The organism is Bradyrhizobium sp. HKCCYLRH3061 (genome assembly GCF_051168015.1).
In the GTDB taxonomy this organism is placed as follows: domain Bacteria; phylum Pseudomonadota; class Alphaproteobacteria; order Rhizobiales; family Xanthobacteraceae; genus Bradyrhizobium.
Map to the genome: position 1 here is coordinate 23,463 of NZ_JBNPUE010000009.1, position 15,636 is coordinate 39,098.

The window sequence follows — 15,636 nt, forward strand, 5'->3', positions numbered from 1 at the left end:
AGCGTCATGGATATGCGCACCACCGAACAACAATATAATCCGTACCGCGTCTTCACCCGCGAACAATGGGCCGAGTTGCGCAACGACACGCCGATGACCTTGGAGCCCGGCGAGTTCTCCAAGCTGCGGTCGATGCACGATCGTCTCGACCTTCAGGAGGTCGAGGACATCTACCTCCCGCTATCGCGACTGCTGTCGATGTATGTCGACGCGGCGCAGCGGCTGTACTACGCGCAGCGTCAGTTCCTCGGCATCCGCGACCGCAAGATGCCCTACATCATCGGCGTCGCCGGCTCGGTGGCGGTCGGCAAGTCGACCACTGCGCGCGTGCTGCAGGCGTTGCTGACCCGCTGGTCGCCGCGGCCCAAGGTCGATCTCATCACCACCGACGGCTTCCTGTATCCGAACGCGGTGCTGGAGCGGCAGGGCCTGATGCAGAAGAAGGGCTTTCCGGAAAGCTATGACCTGCCGCGGCTGCTCGGCTTTCTGTCCGACATCAAGGCCGGCCGCCATCCGGTGCGCGCGCCGGTGTATTCCCATCTGAGCTACGACATCGTCCCCAATCAGTGGACCGAGATCGACCAGCCGGACATCCTCATCGTCGAAGGCGTCAACGTGCTGCAGACCGGTCCGCTGCCGCGCGACGGCAAGGCCGTGCCGGTCGTCTCCGACTTCTTCGACTTCTCGGTCTATATCGATGCCGACGAGGCGATCCTGCGCAAATGGTACGTCAAGCGCTTCCTGTCGCTGCGCGACACGGCGTTCCATGATCCCAGGTCCTACTTCAACCGCTACGCGCTGCTGTCGGACGAGGAGGCCATCGCCACCGCGATCGCGATCTGGGAGCGCACCAACCTGGCCAATCTCGAGGACAATATCCTCCCGACACGGCCGCGCGCGACCCTGATCCTGAAGAAGGGCGCGGATCACGAGATCGAGACGGTGGCGCTGAGGCGGCTGTAAACGGGGCCGGCGGGCGCGGCGCCGGGCTGATCCGCCCCAACTAATTCCTTACGCTGGCACCTGTCGCGCCGCCGCCAGATTCGCCAGCGCCTCGTCGAGCTTGTCGCGATCGATCGGCTTGACCAGGAACCCGTCCATGCCCGCCTCGAAGCAGGCGTAGCGGTCCTCGACCAGGGCATTGGCCGTCAGCGCCAGGATCGGCGTGCGTCCGCCGGGCTCGCTGGCCTCGATGGCGCGGATGCGCCTGGCGGCGGCGATGCCGTCGAGCTTCGGCATCTGCACGTCCATCAGGATCAGATCGTACGGTGCGCCGGCCGAGCGCGCCGCGAGCCAGGAGTCGAGCGCCGCTTCGCCATGCACGGCGATGTCGGCGTGATGGCCGAGCTTGGTCAGCAGCGAGCGCATCAGCAGCGCGTTGATGTCGTTGTCCTCGGCGACGAGGATCGACAGGCCCGCGCCGGCCTGAGCCGCGATCGGCGGCGCGATCGTCGGGACCGGATCGTCGGCGAGGACCGTGCCGTCGGTGTCGAAGCTCACGCGCGCGGCGAGCGAAGCGGCGCGCAGCGGCTTGACGAGATAGCCGTGGAATGGCGCCGCCGGTGCCAGCTCGTGGCGGCTCGCCGGCGTCACCAGCACGATCAGCCGTGTCGTATGGTGGTGCGCGACCCGGCCCAGACGCAGCGATTCATCGCTGCCGATGGCGTCGTCGACCAGCACGGCATGCCAGGCGCGTTCGGGCAGCAGGGCCTCCGCCACCTCGGCCTCCGCGACCAGGCAGGTCTGCGCGCCCCAGTTCTGCAGGCGCCGCTCGATCAGCTCGGCCTGCAGCCCGGCCGGCGCGACCAGCATGATCGACTGTCCGGCGAGGTCGGGGCCGCGGAAGCTGTTCTGCTCGCCGCGCTCCAGCGCCGGCGGCAGCGGCACCGCCACCTCGAAGGTCGAGCCGGCGCCGAGCTGGCTTTGCAGCGAAATGCGCCCGCCCATGCGCTTGACGATCCGGTCGGAGATCGCGAGCCCGAGCCCGGTGCCGCCGAAGCTGCGCGCCACGCTGTCGTCGGCCTGCTCGAATTCGCGGAAGATGCGCTCCTGCGCGTCGGCTGCGATGCCGATGCCGGTGTCGCGCACCTGGAAGCTGATCTCGTTCGGCCAGATGCCGGGCTCGGCGATCAGGGCAACGCCGCCCGTCGCGGTGAACTTGATGGCGTTGCCGGCGAGGTTGAGCAGCACCTGCCGCAGCCGCGCCGCGTCGCCCGTCACCCAGGTCGGCAGCCGCTCGTCGAGATAGGCCGCGATCTCCAACTGCTTGGCCTGCGCGCGCGGCGCCAGCAATTCGGTGATCTCCTCGATCAGCACCGCCAGCGAGAACGGCTGCGCCTCGAGCGCCAGCTTGCCGGCCTCGATCTTGGAATAGTCGAGCAGCTCGTTGATCAGCGACATCAAGGCCTCACCCGAGGTGCGGACCGCCTTGGCGTAGGTCGTCTGCTCCGGCGTGAGCTGCGTGTCGAGCAACAGGCCGCTCATGCCGAGGATGCCGTTCAGCGGCGTGCGGATCTCGTGGCTCGCCATCGCCAGGAAGCGTGACTTGGCGCGGTTCGCGGCGTTGGCCTGGTCGCGCGCCTCCGCCAGCGCGCGCTCGGTTTCGGTGCGGTCGGTGACGTCGCGGCCGACACATTGCAGCAGGGCGGGCTGGCCGGCGTCGGAACGCACGAGCGCCTCGCGCCACGCGATCCAGCGCGGTCCGATCGCGCTCTCGATGCGCTGGTCGTGGACGCGCGTGCCGTTCGGCTCCAGCGCGCTGTCGCCCTGCTCGATCAACTCGAAGCTGAACGCGCTGCCGAGCAGATTGTCGCGGTCGAGACCCGCCATCCGGCAATAGGCGTCGTTGACGAAGACGATGGTGCCGTCGCGGGCGCGCATGACGATGAGATCGCCCTGCTGCTCGAACAGATTGCGGGCGCGCTGCTCGGCTTCCTGGAGCTCCCAGTTCCGGTCGGCCAGCACCTCGTTGTGAAGTGCGATCTTGTGCAGCTTCCTGGCGACGAAGCGCAGCCGCATGCTGAGCGTGGCCAGGCCGACGCAGGCGAGCGCGAACAGGAAGCTGGCGCCGATCGCGAAGGCGTGCGGATTGTAGCCGGAGTTCGGGGAGACGCTGGCCTTGATGAAGCCGTAGGCGCCGCCGAAGCCGGCGGAGAAGATCATCAGCGAGCGCAGGATCGCGAAGATGGTGCGGTGACGGCGCATGAACCGGCGCAGGCGCAGCCTGACGTGAAAAATCGGTCCCATCTCGATCATCCCCAGCTTCCGATCCCAATGTCCTCGCCGACCCGCACCATGCGGCGTCGGTATTGCTGAGACTTTGAAAGGTCATGCCCACGCCAGCCGGCGGTGCAGAGATGGTGAACCGGGGGTTAGCCCGAGTCACAGAACCGGATTGGCCGGCGATAAGGAATGATTGCGGGCCGCGACGATCAGTGCGGCGGCGTCCCTGGCCGTCGTGTGGCTGGAGCGGACGTAGATGCGATAGTCGGCGCGGCCATCGGCATCATCGCTGGCGAGATAGATCCGCTGCGAACCCGCAAGGCGATCAGCCGCGATCGCGACGACCTGGGTGGCGGCCGTGATGCCGCAACCCCGATCCTCTTCCACGGGCGCATCGTCGACCACGACGACATCGGCCGCCTCCGGACTGTCCGCCAGGGCCACGCGCACCGTGGCGAGCGCGGGATCGTCGGTGAAGTCGACATGCAGATCGGCGTGGAACGGCGCCGATCCAAGCGAGGCGCTGTCGGCGCCGACGGCAATGCAGGGCTGCGGGGAGGGTGCCAATTCGACCTTGGCAATGACCACGGCCGCGATCAGCGGCACGGCCGAAACGATGACCTTGAAACGCAACATGATACGCACCGACGCGGCAGGCCTGAGGACGAAACGCGGGCCTTATGGTTGTCGGAGCGTAAAGAGAAGTCGTTACCAGAGTGTTGAAGGGGCGGGCAGTCACGCCGCGTGACGACTGTCCTCCGCCAGCGCGCGATACGACAGCGCCTCCGCCAGATGCAGCCGGCCGATCGCCTCGGCGTGGTCGAGATCGGCGAGCGTCCGGGCGACGCGCAGCACGCGGTGATAGCCCCGCGCCGACAGCCGCATCGTCTCGGCGGCCTCGCGTAAGAGCTTCTGGCCGGGGGCGTCGAGCCTGGCGACCTCGTCGAGCACGGCGGCGGGCGCCTCGGCGTTGGTGCGGATATGCGGCAGGCCGGCCTTGGCATAGCGGGCGCGCTGCAGGTCGCGCGCGGCGGCGACGCGGGCGGCGACCTCGGCCGAGCCTTCCTTCGACGGCGGCAGGATGAGGTCGGCGGCGGTGACGGCGGGGACCTCGATGCGCAGATCGATGCGGTCCATCAGCGGGCCGGAGATGCGCGTCTGGTAGTCGGCCGTGCAGCGGTCGATGCGGCCGCGCTTGCAGGTGTAGCCGGGCTCGAAGGCGTTGCCGCAGCGGCAGGGATTCATCGCCGCGACCAGCATGAAGCGGGCAGGGTAGGTGACGCGGTGGTTGGCGCGCGAGATCGAGACCTCGCCATTCTCCAAGGGTTGGCGCAGCGAATCCAGCACGCGCGGATCGAACTCCGGCAGCTCGTCGAGAAACAGCACGCCCTGATGCGCCAGCGAGATCTCGCCGGGGCGGGCGCGCAGGCCGCCGCCGGTCAGCGCCGCCATGCTGGCGGAATGATGCGGGCTGCGGAACGGCCGCCGGTTGGTCAGCGCGCCGCCTTCGATCTCGCCGGCGACCGAGGCGATCATCGACACTTCCAAGAGCTCGGCCGGCGACAGCGGCGGCAGGATCGACGGCAGCCGCGCCGCCAGCATCGACTTGCCGGCGCCGGGCGAGCCGATCATCAGCAGATGATGCCCGCCGGCGGCGGCGATCTCGAGCGCGCGCTTGCCGCTCTCCTGGCCCTTGATGTCGCGCAGGTCGAGCAGGCTCGCGGGCGCCTCCTGGATTTTCGGCTGCGGCCGCGACAGCACCTGCGTGCCCTTGAAGTGGTTGGCGATCTGGATCAGCGATGTCGCCGCGATGATCTGCAGATCGGGGCTCGCCCACGCCGCCTCGGCGCCGCAGGCGGCCGGGCAGATCAGGCCTTCCTCGCGGCCATTGGCGCCGATGGCGGCGGGCAGCACGCCGGCGACCGGCGCGATCGAGCCGTCCAGGCCGAGCTCGCCGAGCACGGTGAATCCGCCGAGCGCATCCGGTGGAATGGCGCCGATCGCGGCCATCAGGCCGAGCGCGATCGGCAGATCGTAATGGCTGCCTTCCTTCGGCACGTCGGCCGGCGCCAGGTTGACGGTGATCCGCCGCGCCGGCAGCGCCAGACCGGAGGCGATCAGCGCCGAGCGCACCCGCTCGCGCGCCTCCGACACCGCCTTGTCCGGCAGTCCGACGATCGCGAACGCCGGCAGTCCGGGCGCGACCTGGACCTGCACGTCGACCGCGCGGGCCTCGATCCCCTCGAAGGCAACGGTGGAAACGCGCTGGACCATGATGCCCCTCCCGGGCAGTGAGGCTAGCGGAAGCAGGCATTGTTCGCAAGAACAATACGGGAACGTTATCATTGCCGCGCTCGGCTGCAATCCATTAACGACAGCCGCGTGAGGTTGCAGCTCCGGCCGCTGGGCTTAACGCCCCTTTAGTCCGGCCTTCGCATTCTTCCGCAATCGATGATCGACCCGCGCCTCCGTCACGGCCGAGAGGCGCCCAACGAGGGACGTGTGATGCCTCCAGCGCCCGCGGCAGCTCCAACCGCCAAGACGCCCGTCGGTGATGCGCGGACGGTGTCCGAGCTCGCCACCGACATGCTGCGCCGGACCACCAGCCTGTTCCTGGCCGGTCCACGGCCGGCGTCCGCCGAGCAGCTCGATCTCTACGATCAGATGTTTGCCCGGCTGATGCCGCAGGTCGCGACCGAACTGCTGGCCGAGCTGAGCATGGCGCTCGCCGGCGTCGAGCGCGCGCCTTACGCGACGGCGCGGATGCTCGCTGTCCACCCCGAATTGCGCGTCGCCGGGCCGATGCTGGCCAAGGCGGCGGTGTTGACCGAGCGCGACCTCGCCGAGTTCATCCGCACCGGCAGCCCGGCGCATCTCGTCGCGCTCGCCAGCCGCAGGGGCATCGGCGACAACCTCACGACGCAGCTGATCGCGCGCGGCTTTCCGGCGGTGCGCATGGCGCTGGCGCAGAACCTCACAGCAAAGCTGTCCGAGGATGGCTATCGCAGCCTGTTCAAGATCGCCGAGCGCGATGAGGATCTCGCCGAGAAGCTCGCGCTGCGCACCGACCTGCCGGCCAAGCTGTCGCGGGCCTTCGTCGCCGCGGCCAGCGAGGGCGCCCGCGCCCGCTTCATCAAGGCCGCACCGCCGGCGACCCGCGCGACCCTTCAGGCGACGCCGACCCGCTCGCCCGGCGCGGCGATGCGCGCGATCTGGGACTATCAGCAGGTCAAGGCTGAGGTCGCCGCCCTCAGCCGCACCGGCAAGCTCGGCGACTCCGCCGTCAACCGCTTCTGTGCCACCGGCGATTTCCCTGCCGTGATCGCGGCGCTGGCGCTGCTCTGCGTCGTCACCATCGAGACGATCGAGACGCTGCTGGAGGAGGACCGCCTCACGGATCTGCTGCTGGCCTGCAAGGCGGCACGGCTGAGCTGGGCGACGACGTCGATGATCCTGCGCGACCGGCCCGGCTGCGACGCGCTTCCAGCCGATGACCTCGAGGAGGCGCGCAAGCGCTTCGAGAAGCTTGCGCTGTCCGAAGCGCAGTGGAAGGTGCGCGGGCTCGAATCGCGCTGAGCGAGCGCGGGAAGCGGCGTCAGCCCGGCGGGGTCGACGGGTAGGCCGTGAAGTCGATCTTGAACATCGCCGGGTCGAGCTTCTTGGTCGTATCGAGATTGTAGACGGCAATCGTGGTGTCGTAGCCCTGCGGATCGGTCACGGTCCACTGCTTGAGCTGACCGTCCTTGGCGCCGAGCATCAGCATCAGCCGGCTGGTGCCGATCAGGGCCTGCTTCTCCTCGATCGTGATCGTGACGTAGAGGTCGTCGGCGGCGACCGCGATCACGTTGGTGTCCTTCAACAGGTCGATGCGGTCGGACAAGAGATAGCGCAGCGGCGTCTGCGACAGCGGATAGACGTCCTGGGTGGCGAGCTTGCGGTCGCGCACCACCAGCGAGGAGCCGTCGGCGATGATGTCGATCGGGGTCGGCGGGTCATATTCGAAGCGGACCTTGCCGGGCTTCTGGATGTAGAAATCACCCTTGGTCTTGCTGCCGTCCGGGCCGACCTGAACGAAATTCCCGACCAGCGTCTGCAGCGACGACAGATAGGCGCTGACCTTGGCCGCCTGCGCCTTCTGGTTGGCGTCGAACGAGGTGAAGATGCTGGCCGGCACGTTGCGCCGGGGATCGGGAATGACCGGATTGGGCGGGGCCGTCTGCGTGGTCGAGGGGCTCTGGCCGGCCCGCTGCTGGTCGGAGGCGCTGAGCTGGGAGCCGCTCTTCGGGCCTGATTTCGGAGCCGGCGTGCCTTGCGCGGCGGCGTGACCGGACGCTCCGGCGATGGAGCATGTCGTCACGGCGCAGGCGACCAGCCAGGCGCCGATCCGGCGCCCGCGCCAAGCTGCGTGATACGAAAACGTGCTGTTCAACAAGGAGCTTTTCAAAACGACGTCCTGAGGTTTTACGCGTTCTATCCCGGTTCGGCCGGGCAGCGTGATCGTAATCGCGTGAAGATCGGGCACCGAAGCGGCGTTTCTGCGGCCATCGGGCCGTCAGAACCCGCCTTCCTCCTCGGGCACCAGGATCTCGCGCTTGCCGGCGTGGTTGGCCTGGCCGACGATGCCTTCCTGTTCCATCCGCTCCATCAGCGAAGCGGCCTTGTTATAGCCGATCTGCAGCCGCCGTTGAATGTAGCTGGTGGAGGCCTTGCGGTCGCGCTTGACCACGGCGACCGCCTGCGAGAACAGGTCGTCGCCGCCGCCACCGCCGCCCATGCCGGTGGCGTCGAACACGGCGCCATCCTCCTCGCTCGGCTCCTCGGCGGTGACCGCCTCGAGATATTCCGGCGAGCCCTGGGCCTTGAGATGCTTGACCACCTTCTCGACCTCCTCGTCGGAGCAGAACGGGCCGTGCACGCGGCTGATGCGGCCGCCGCCGGCCATGTAGAGCATGTCGCCCTGGCCGAGCAGCTGCTCGGCGCCCATCTCGCCGAGAATGGTGCGGCTGTCGATCTTCGACGTCACCTGGAAGGAGATGCGGGTCGGGAAGTTCGCCTTGATGGTGCCGGTGATGACGTCGACCGACGGACGCTGCGTCGCCAGGATGACGTGCAGGCCGGCGGCGCGCGCCATCTGGGCGAGGCGCTGCACCGTGCCCTCGATGTCCTTGCCGGCGACCATCATCAGGTCGGCCATCTCGTCGACGATGATGACGATGTAGGGCAGGGGATCGAGGTCGAGCTTCTCTTCCTCGTAGATCGCCTTGCCGCTCTCCTTGTCGAAGCCGGTATGGACGGTGCGGGTCAGCTCCTCGCCCTTGGCGCGCGCTTCGCCGAGACGGGCGTTGTAGCCGTCGATGTTGCGCACGCCGAGCTTGGCCATCTTCTTGTAGCGCTCCTCCATCTCGCGCACGGCCCATTTCAGCGCGACCACGGCCTTCTTCGGGTCGGTCACGACGGGCGTGAGGAGATGCGGGATGCCGTCATAGACGGAAAGCTCGAGCATCTTCGGGTCGACCATGATGAGGCGGCACTGATCGGGGCGCAGCCGATACACCAGGCTCAGGATCATGGTGTTGATCGCGACCGACTTGCCCGAGCCGGTGGTGCCGGCGATCAGCATGTGCGGGGTGCGGGCGAGATCGATGATGATGGATTCGCCGCCGATGTTCTTGCCGAGGCACAGCGGCAGCTTTGCGACGCTCTCGGTCGCCTCCTTGGCCACCAGCAGCTCGCGCAGGTACACCTTCTCGCGATGCACGTTGGGCAGCTCGATGCCGATGGCGTTGCGGCCGGGCACGACGGCGACGCGCGCCGACAGCGCGCTCATCGAGCGGGCGATGTCGTCGGCCAGGCCGATCACGCGCGACGACTTGATGCCGGGCGCGGGCTCCAGCTCGTACAGCGTGACGACCGGGCCGGGATGCGCCTTGACGATCTCGCCGCGCACCCCGAAATCCTGCAGCACGCCTTCCAGCGCGCGCGAATTGGCCTCCAGCTCGCTCTTCGACAGCGGCTGGCGGTCGGAGGATTTCGGCGCCGCCAGCATCGAGACCGAGGGCAGATCGTATTTGTCGTTGGACTTTTTCGCAGGAGTCTTCGGCGCCGGCTTCTTGCGCGACTTCGGAGCGGGCTCCTCCTCCTCTTCTTCGTCCTCGCCCTCCTCGGCTTCTTCCTCGTCGCCGCCGTCCTCGTCCATCTCGGGCGCGAGCGTCGGCTTGCCCTGGCCGCGGCCGAGGCTCGGCTCCTGCCGGCCTGCGGCGGCGGCGCGCGGCTGCGGACCTGACGACACCAGCGCGCGGTAGGCCGTGCTGAGGAACCAGACGACCTGGGCCTTGGCGCTCATGATGGCGTGGAACACCCAGCCGAGCCGGATCGCCTTGCGGTCGTCATCGTCCTCAGGGTCGGCCAGCGGCGTGTCGTCGTCCTCCTCCGCGAGCAGGCTCGGATCGGCTTCCTTCGCGCCCATGCCGCCGGCCACCAGCAGGCAGCCGATCATCGCCACCAGAAGAAGGGCGCCGAGCACCAGCCGATAGATCACGCCGGGCGGTCCGAACACCACGGCCGGTGCGCGCACCAGGGCATCGCCGACGACACCGCCGAGACCGGTCGGCAGCGGCCAGGCATGCGAGCGCGGCCAGCAGCTGGCAAAGCCGGCGGCGATGACGGCGCCGAGCACCCAGGCGCCGAAGCGGAGCGCCTCGCGGTCGAACGGCCGGTGCGTCATCATCCGCCAGCCGCGGATCGAAAGCGGCAGGATCGCCATGATCGAGCCGAGACCAAGGATCTGCATCAGGAGATCGGCGCTGATCGCGCCGGGATAGCCGACGATGTTGCGGATCGCGCGCGAGGTGGCGTGGCTCAGGCTGGGATCCTGAACCGACCACGTCATCAGCGCCGCCGCGGCCACGCCGCACAGCGCGATCAGGCAGAGGCCCGCGAGCTCGCGCAGCCGCCGCACCAGCGCGTCGCGCAGCGACGTCGGCAGGTGGTTGACCAGGGGAATGACTCGTTCGATCGCCGGCATCTGCATCAGCCCCGCGATTATCCCAGGACCTCGACCAGCCGGTGCAACGCCTCACCGGTGGATTCGGCATCGGCCACCAGCGCCAGCCTGATGTAGCCGAGGCCCGGATTGAAGCCGTCGGCCTGCGGCCGCGCCAGGTAGCTGCCTGGCACCACGCGCACGCCGGCGTCGCGATACAGCCGCAACGTCACCTCCTCGTCGCCGCCGCGCTCAGTGACGTCGAGCCAGACGCAGAAGCCGCCATCGGGCCGCTTGTAGCCATAGCGGTTGCCGATGATCTGGTCGGCGAGGTCGAACTTGGCGCGGTACAGCCGCCGGTTCTCCTCGACATGGGCCTCGTCGGCATAGGCGGCCACCGCCACGTGCTGCAGCGGCACCGGCACCTGCGGCGCCGCGACGTTGCGCAGCTCGTGAAAGCCCGCGAGGAATCGGCGGTCGCCGGCGGCAAAGCCGATCCGCATGCCCGGCACGTTGGAGCGCTTCGACAGCGACTGGAACGCGACCACGTTGGTGTAGTCGGGTCCGGCATGCTCGAGCATGCTGCCGGGTGCCGCCTTCGTGTAGATCTCCGAATAGCATTCGTCGCTGAAGATCAGGAAGCCGTAAGCGTTGGCGAGCTGGACCAGCTTGCGCATGTAGTCCGCTGATGCCACCGAACCTTGTGGGTTGGCCGGCGTCGCAAGGTAGAACGCGATCGTGCGCGCCAAGGTCGCCTCGTCGATCGCATCGAGGTCAGGCAGAAAGCCGTTCTCGCGCGTCGTCGGCAGATAGATGGAGTCGCAGCCGGCGGTGCGCGCACCGACGCCATACACCGGATAGAACGGGTTCGGCATCAGGATCGCGGGCTTGCCGCTGCGCGGGCCGACATGGCGGAGCGCCGCATGGGCGGCAAAGAACAGGCCCTCGCGGCTGCCATTGAGGACCAGAATCTCGTGCTCGGGATCAACAGCGCGCGGCAGCGCGAATCGGCGCGACAGCCAGCCGGCGGCCGCCTTGCGGAACGGCTCGATGCCCTTGGCCGCGGGGTAGCGGCCGAACTCGGCGATGTGCTGGGCCAGCACCGGCCCGACGAAGCCCGGCACCGGATGCTGCGGCTCGCCGACGGCGAGCGTGATCATCGGCTTGCCCGGCTTGTAGGGGGCGAGCAGCTCGTTCAGCCGCGCAAACGGCGAGCGTTCGCTCTCCGAATGGCTGGCGCCAGCGGGCGCGGGGGATGAAGCGGTCATTGCCATACGTAAAACGCGCGCCAAACCAGTGGAAGCCGCCGATCGCCCATGAACCGGTGCCTTTAGCGGTCACCATAGGTGGGGCGAGGTTAAGACGCGATTAACCATCGGCGCTGCCGCCCGTTTTGATCGGTTTTCTTGCCCCGATCCAGAGGCAATTTCGCAACAGCGGCGGACATTGTGGTGATTCGGGGGGCGGAGGGAACCGTCTCATTTGGCTAGGCCCAAGCCGCCGCCAGCGCGCTGCCCGATACAGCGCCCTCGCCCCTTGTGGGAGAGGGCATCGCTGGCCCATCCGCGAGCGCGGTTGGGTGAGGGGTTCTCTCCGCGGGCTGAACTTGTGAAGAGATACCCCTCACTCAACCGCGCCTGCCGCACGCTCATACATGCCCTCTCCCACAAGGGGAGAGGGCGCATTCATAAGCACCGTCGCAGATGACAAAAACGGGCGGCCCGGTGCGCCGGAATATCAATGGGAATCTGCGCGCACCGGGCCTTGGCCGAACTACTTGGGGGCTTAGTTCGGGTGATGGTCAATTAGCACCCTGGTTTTTCCCTTGTATTGCCAACTTCCGAAGATTTGTAGAATTTGATTTCGGAAGCCACCGAGTGCGGCGTGGATGGACCAATTGCTTAACGGAGATGTCCGCCTCCGCCGTGGCTTTCCGGTCGCAGCGCGGCCGACGCACTTATTAGCGTGTCGCACGCTTTGTCGACCCGCCGGGCCGAGAATCTTGTCTGGCCGGACATAATCAGCCACATCCAGAATCATCAGACATTTCGCGAAACGAGATCGGCGCATCGCGACCATGATTGGCGGGCATCAGCGATTCCCGTGGCGTGCCGGCGAATGCGTGCGCGCCGAGGACTCTGACTTTCGAAAGAGCGTCGATGATGCGTCTGAGACTGCCGGGCGTGTTTGCCCTGATCATGCTGGCCCTGCCAATGACCGCGCCGCCCCGCATCGCCATGGCAGCGCCGGCCGCGGTTGCTACTTTGATTACCGTCGAGGGCAACCGGCGCGTCGAATCCGACACCATCCGCTCCTACTTCAAGCCCGGCCCGTCCGGGACGCTGGATGCCGGCCAGGTCGACGACGGTCTCAAGGCGCTGGTCGAGACCGGCCTGTTCGCCGACGTGAAGATCGACCGGCAGGGCGGCCGGCTGATCGTGCGCGTTGTCGAGAATCCCGTGATCGGCCGCGTCGCCTTCGAGGGCAACAAGAAGGTCAAGGACGAGCAGCTCACGGCGGAAGTGCAGTCGAAGCCGCGCGGCACGCTGTCCCGTCCGATGGTGCAGTCCGACGCGCAGCGCATCGCCGAGATCTATCGCCGCTCCGGCCGCTACGACGTCCGCGTCACGCCCGAGATCATCGAGCAGCCCAACAACCGCGTCGATCTCGTCTTCACCATCGAAGAGGGCGTCAAGACCGGCGTGAAGTCGATCAGCTTCGTCGGCAACAACGCCTATTCCGCCGCGCGCCTGCGCGACGTGATCAAGACCCACGAATCGAACTGGCTCAGCTTTCTCGGCAACAACGACGTCTACGACCCCGATCGCGTCGAGGCCGATCGAGACCTGATTCGCCGGTTCTATCTGAAGAACGGCTATGCCGACGTCCAGGTCGTCGCGGCGCTCAGCGAATACGACCCTGGGCAGAAGGGCTTCCTGGTCACGTTCCAGATCGAGGAAGGCCAGCAATACCGCGTCAGCTCGGTGCAGTTCCAGTCGAGCGTCGCGGCGCTCGACGCCAACACGCTGCGCGGCTATTCGCGCGTCAATGTCGGCGCGCTCTACAACGTCGAGCAGCTCGAGAAGTCGGTCGAGGAGATGCAGATCGAGGCGTCGCGCCGCGGCTTCGCCTTTGCCGTCGTGCGTCCGCGCGGCGACCGCAATCTGGAAGCCCATACGGTGGCGATCGTGTTCCAGGTCGACGAGGGCCCGCGCACCTATATCGAGCGCATCACCATCCGCGGCAACACCCGCACCCGCGACTACGTGATCCGGCGCGAGTTCGATCTGTCCGAGGGCGACGCCTACAACCGCGCGCTGGTCGACCGTGCCGAGCGCCGGCTGAAGAACCTGGATTTCTTCAAGGACGTGAAGATCACCGCAGAGCCGGGCTCGTCGAGCGATCGCGTCATCCTCGTGGTCAATCTGGAGGAAAAGTCGACCGGCGATTTCTCGATCTCGGGCGGCTATTCCACCACCGACGGCGCCCTGGCCGAGGTCTCGATCTCCGAGCGCAATTTCCTCGGCCGCGGCCTGTACGCCAAGGCGGCGGTCACCTACGGACAATATACCCGCGGCGTGTCGCTGTCCTTTGTCGAGCCCTATCTGCTGGACTACCGCGTGGCGCTCGGGCTGGACGTCTCCTATCGTCAGCAGCTCGCCAACAGCTATACGAGCTACGGCACGCGCACGATCGGCTTCAGCCCGCGGCTCGGCTTCCAGCTGCGCGAGGACCTGTCGCTGCAGCTGCGCTACTCGCTGTACCGGCAGGAGATCACGCTGCCGTCCTATCTGGCGAACTGCAACAACAACAACGCCAACGGCCTGCTCGCCTTCAATCCGACCCCGGCCTATATCCAGAGCGTGCTCGGCGGCGTCGATCCGACCAACGCGACCAGCTCCGGCGTCTATGGCTATGGCTGCTACGGCGACGGCGAATCCAGCCTGGCGGTGCGCAAGGAGCTGAATGACGGCGCCGCGCTGACCTCGGCGCTCGGCTACACTCTTACCTACAACACGCTCGACAACACCAAGAACCCGACCGACGGCCTGCTGATCGACTGGCGGCAGGATTTCGCCGGCGTCGGCGGCAATGTCAGCTATCTGAAGTCGGCGGTGGACGCGAAATATTACACCCCGCTGGTCGCCGATATCGTCAGCGTCATCCATCTGCAGGGCGGCATGCTGAACAAGATCGGCGACAAGGACCTGCGCATGCTCGACCACTACCAGATGGGCCCGACGCTGGTGCGCGGCTTCGCGTCCAACGGCATCGGGCCGCGCGACATCACCTATCGCAGCCTCGGCGCCACCGGCGATTCGCTCGGCGGCACCAAATATTGGGGCGCCTCCGCCGAGCTGCAGATGCCGTTCTGGTTCCTGCCCAAGGAAGTCGGCCTCAAGGGCGCCGTCTATGCCGACGCCGGCTCGCTGTGGGGCTATCAGGGCCCGACCTCCTGGGCCGCCACCGGCGAGGTCAACTCGGCCGCCTGCAAATGCGGCATGCTGTATGACGACAGCAAGGTCGTGCGCTCCTCCGTCGGCGTCGGCCTGATCTGGGCCTCCCCGTTCGGCCCGCTCCGCTTCGACTACGCGGTGCCGCTGTCCAAGGGCAAATACGACGTCACCCAGGAATTCCGGTTCGGCGGCGGCACGTCGTTCTGAGGGCGGGCGTGACGAACTCTGGGCAGTTATGACGTCGCTTTCCGTCGGTGACGCCGCCCTTGTCGCAACGACGGTGCGCTCCCCTCCCCCTTGCGGGGAGGGTTCGGGGGTGGGGGTCCACAAATCCCGCTGTTCATGAGAGTCGAGGCTCACAACGGACATCAGCGATGGTCCGTCGCTTCGCTACTCGGACCGCATTTACGCCGCTGACGTCATCGCCCGCGGACCCCCACCCCCAACCCCTCCCCGCAAGGGGGAGGGAAGCCGACCGTCCGGGCGGCACAGTCTTCGGCTACATGATCGCTCATGCGAGATCGCCTGACGTCGCTCGCATCCCTCCCATGCGCAAACTGCCCGTCGTGTTAGTTTGTCGCGATATTCGGCCTTGCGCCGTCGGGCAAATCACCTGCACATTTCCGCGCGTCCCTGCTGCCGCATGAGGGGCGTGTCGCGACCGTCACGAGACGTTGGCAGTGGGATGCGATGGGCGTGTGTGGCTGCAGCGTGGATCCGTCTGCGCGGACGAACGGCGATGCACGCACGGTCAAGTCGCGCGGTCCTGATATCCCGACGCTGATATCAAGCGGGTGGCGATGCCCTGGCGTGTCGCGCTCGTGATGGTGGCCAGCAAGCCGGCGCACCAGGGAGAACGCGAAGCAGCCGTTAAAACCGTTGCGCAGGGAGGGCCGGGTGTGTTCGGCCAGACCTGTGGTACCTGCCGCCTGCATTTTCTTTCGCAGGCGGGCCACGGGCGCGGCCAGCGCCCGG

9 protein-coding genes are annotated in these 15,636 nt (G+C 67.5%); 3 read left to right on the top strand and 6 right to left on the bottom strand.

The genetic code is table 11. The features are described 5' to 3' along the window. Window positions 1–6: 6 nt before the first annotated feature. A complete protein-coding gene (coaA, locus tag ACQR2C_RS16185) occupies window positions 7–963 on the top strand; it encodes a type I pantothenate kinase (protein WP_315800864.1) in 957 nt (318 codons plus the stop codon). 48 nt (window positions 964–1,011) lie between these two features. On the opposite strand, the gene ACQR2C_RS16190 is transcribed toward coaA, so the two are convergent. From ACQR2C_RS16190 to ACQR2C_RS16200, 3 genes are all read right to left on the bottom strand, one after another. Further along, on the bottom strand, window positions 1,012–3,246 hold the full coding sequence (locus ACQR2C_RS16190; RefSeq protein WP_434881604.1) for an ATP-binding protein: 2,235 nt from the start codon (window positions 3,244–3,246) through the stop codon (window positions 1,012–1,014). A gap of 135 nt (window positions 3,247–3,381) precedes the next feature. Then, complete coding sequence (locus ACQR2C_RS16195; RefSeq protein WP_434881605.1) at window positions 3,382–3,858, bottom strand: hypothetical protein; 477 nt, start codon at window positions 3,856–3,858, stop codon at window positions 3,382–3,384. A 99-nt stretch (window positions 3,859–3,957) separates the two neighbouring features. Beyond that, window positions 3,958–5,496, bottom strand: coding sequence for a YifB family Mg chelatase-like AAA ATPase (locus ACQR2C_RS16200; RefSeq protein WP_434874695.1), 1,539 nt, complete (start codon window positions 5,494–5,496; stop codon window positions 3,958–3,960). 231 nt (window positions 5,497–5,727) lie between these two features. Here ACQR2C_RS16200 and ACQR2C_RS16205 point away from each other — a divergent pair, with 231 nt between their 5' ends. Beyond that, a complete protein-coding gene (locus ACQR2C_RS16205) occupies window positions 5,728–6,798 on the top strand; it encodes a DUF2336 domain-containing protein (protein WP_434881606.1) in 1,071 nt (356 codons plus the stop codon). 19 nt (window positions 6,799–6,817) lie between these two features. Here ACQR2C_RS16205 and ACQR2C_RS16210 read toward each other — a convergent pair whose 3' ends face one another. The 3 genes from ACQR2C_RS16210 to ACQR2C_RS16220 form a co-directional block, all read right to left on the bottom strand. After that, entirely contained in the window at window positions 6,818–7,606 is a 789-nt protein-coding gene (locus ACQR2C_RS16210; RefSeq protein ID WP_409997877.1) for an outer membrane lipoprotein carrier protein LolA, read from the bottom strand. A 168-nt stretch (window positions 7,607–7,774) separates the two neighbouring features. Beyond that, entirely contained in the window at window positions 7,775–10,252 is a 2,478-nt protein-coding gene (locus ACQR2C_RS16215; RefSeq protein WP_434881607.1) for a DNA translocase FtsK, read from the bottom strand. Between the two features lie 11 nt (window positions 10,253–10,263). After that, the gene (locus ACQR2C_RS16220) at window positions 10,264–11,478 is read right to left on the bottom strand and encodes an aminotransferase class I/II-fold pyridoxal phosphate-dependent enzyme (RefSeq protein ID WP_434881608.1); all 1,215 of its coding nucleotides are present in this window, start codon (window positions 11,476–11,478) and stop codon (window positions 10,264–10,266) included. Between the two features lie 885 nt (window positions 11,479–12,363). Here ACQR2C_RS16220 and bamA point away from each other — a divergent pair. Continuing rightward, the gene (gene bamA / locus ACQR2C_RS16225; protein WP_316183048.1) at window positions 12,364–14,868 is read left to right on the top strand and encodes an outer membrane protein assembly factor BamA; all 2,505 of its coding nucleotides are present in this window, start codon (window positions 12,364–12,366) and stop codon (window positions 14,866–14,868) included. The last annotated feature ends 768 nt before the right edge of the window (window positions 14,869–15,636 follow it).

Excerpts from the sequence above, each read along its gene's own strand:
- coaA (WP_315800864.1), top strand. The coding sequence starts at position 7 with ATGGATATGCGCACCACCGAACAACAATATAATCCGTACCGCGTCTTC.
- ACQR2C_RS16190 (WP_434881604.1), bottom strand. The coding sequence starts at position 3,246 with ATGGGACCGATTTTTCACGTCAGGCTGCGCCTGCGCCGGTTCATGCGC.
- ACQR2C_RS16195 (WP_434881605.1), bottom strand. The coding sequence starts at position 3,858 with ATGTTGCGTTTCAAGGTCATCGTTTCGGCCGTGCCGCTGATCGCGGCC.
- ACQR2C_RS16200 (WP_434874695.1), bottom strand. The coding sequence starts at position 5,496 with ATGGTCCAGCGCGTTTCCACCGTTGCCTTCGAGGGGATCGAGGCCCGC.
- ACQR2C_RS16205 (WP_434881606.1), top strand. The coding sequence starts at position 5,728 with ATGCCTCCAGCGCCCGCGGCAGCTCCAACCGCCAAGACGCCCGTCGGT.
- ACQR2C_RS16215 (WP_434881607.1), bottom strand. The coding sequence starts at position 10,252 with ATGCAGATGCCGGCGATCGAACGAGTCATTCCCCTGGTCAACCACCTG.
- ACQR2C_RS16220 (WP_434881608.1), bottom strand. The coding sequence starts at position 11,478 with ATGGCAATGACCGCTTCATCCCCCGCGCCCGCTGGCGCCAGCCATTCG.
- bamA (WP_316183048.1), top strand. The coding sequence starts at position 12,364 with ATGATGCGTCTGAGACTGCCGGGCGTGTTTGCCCTGATCATGCTGGCC.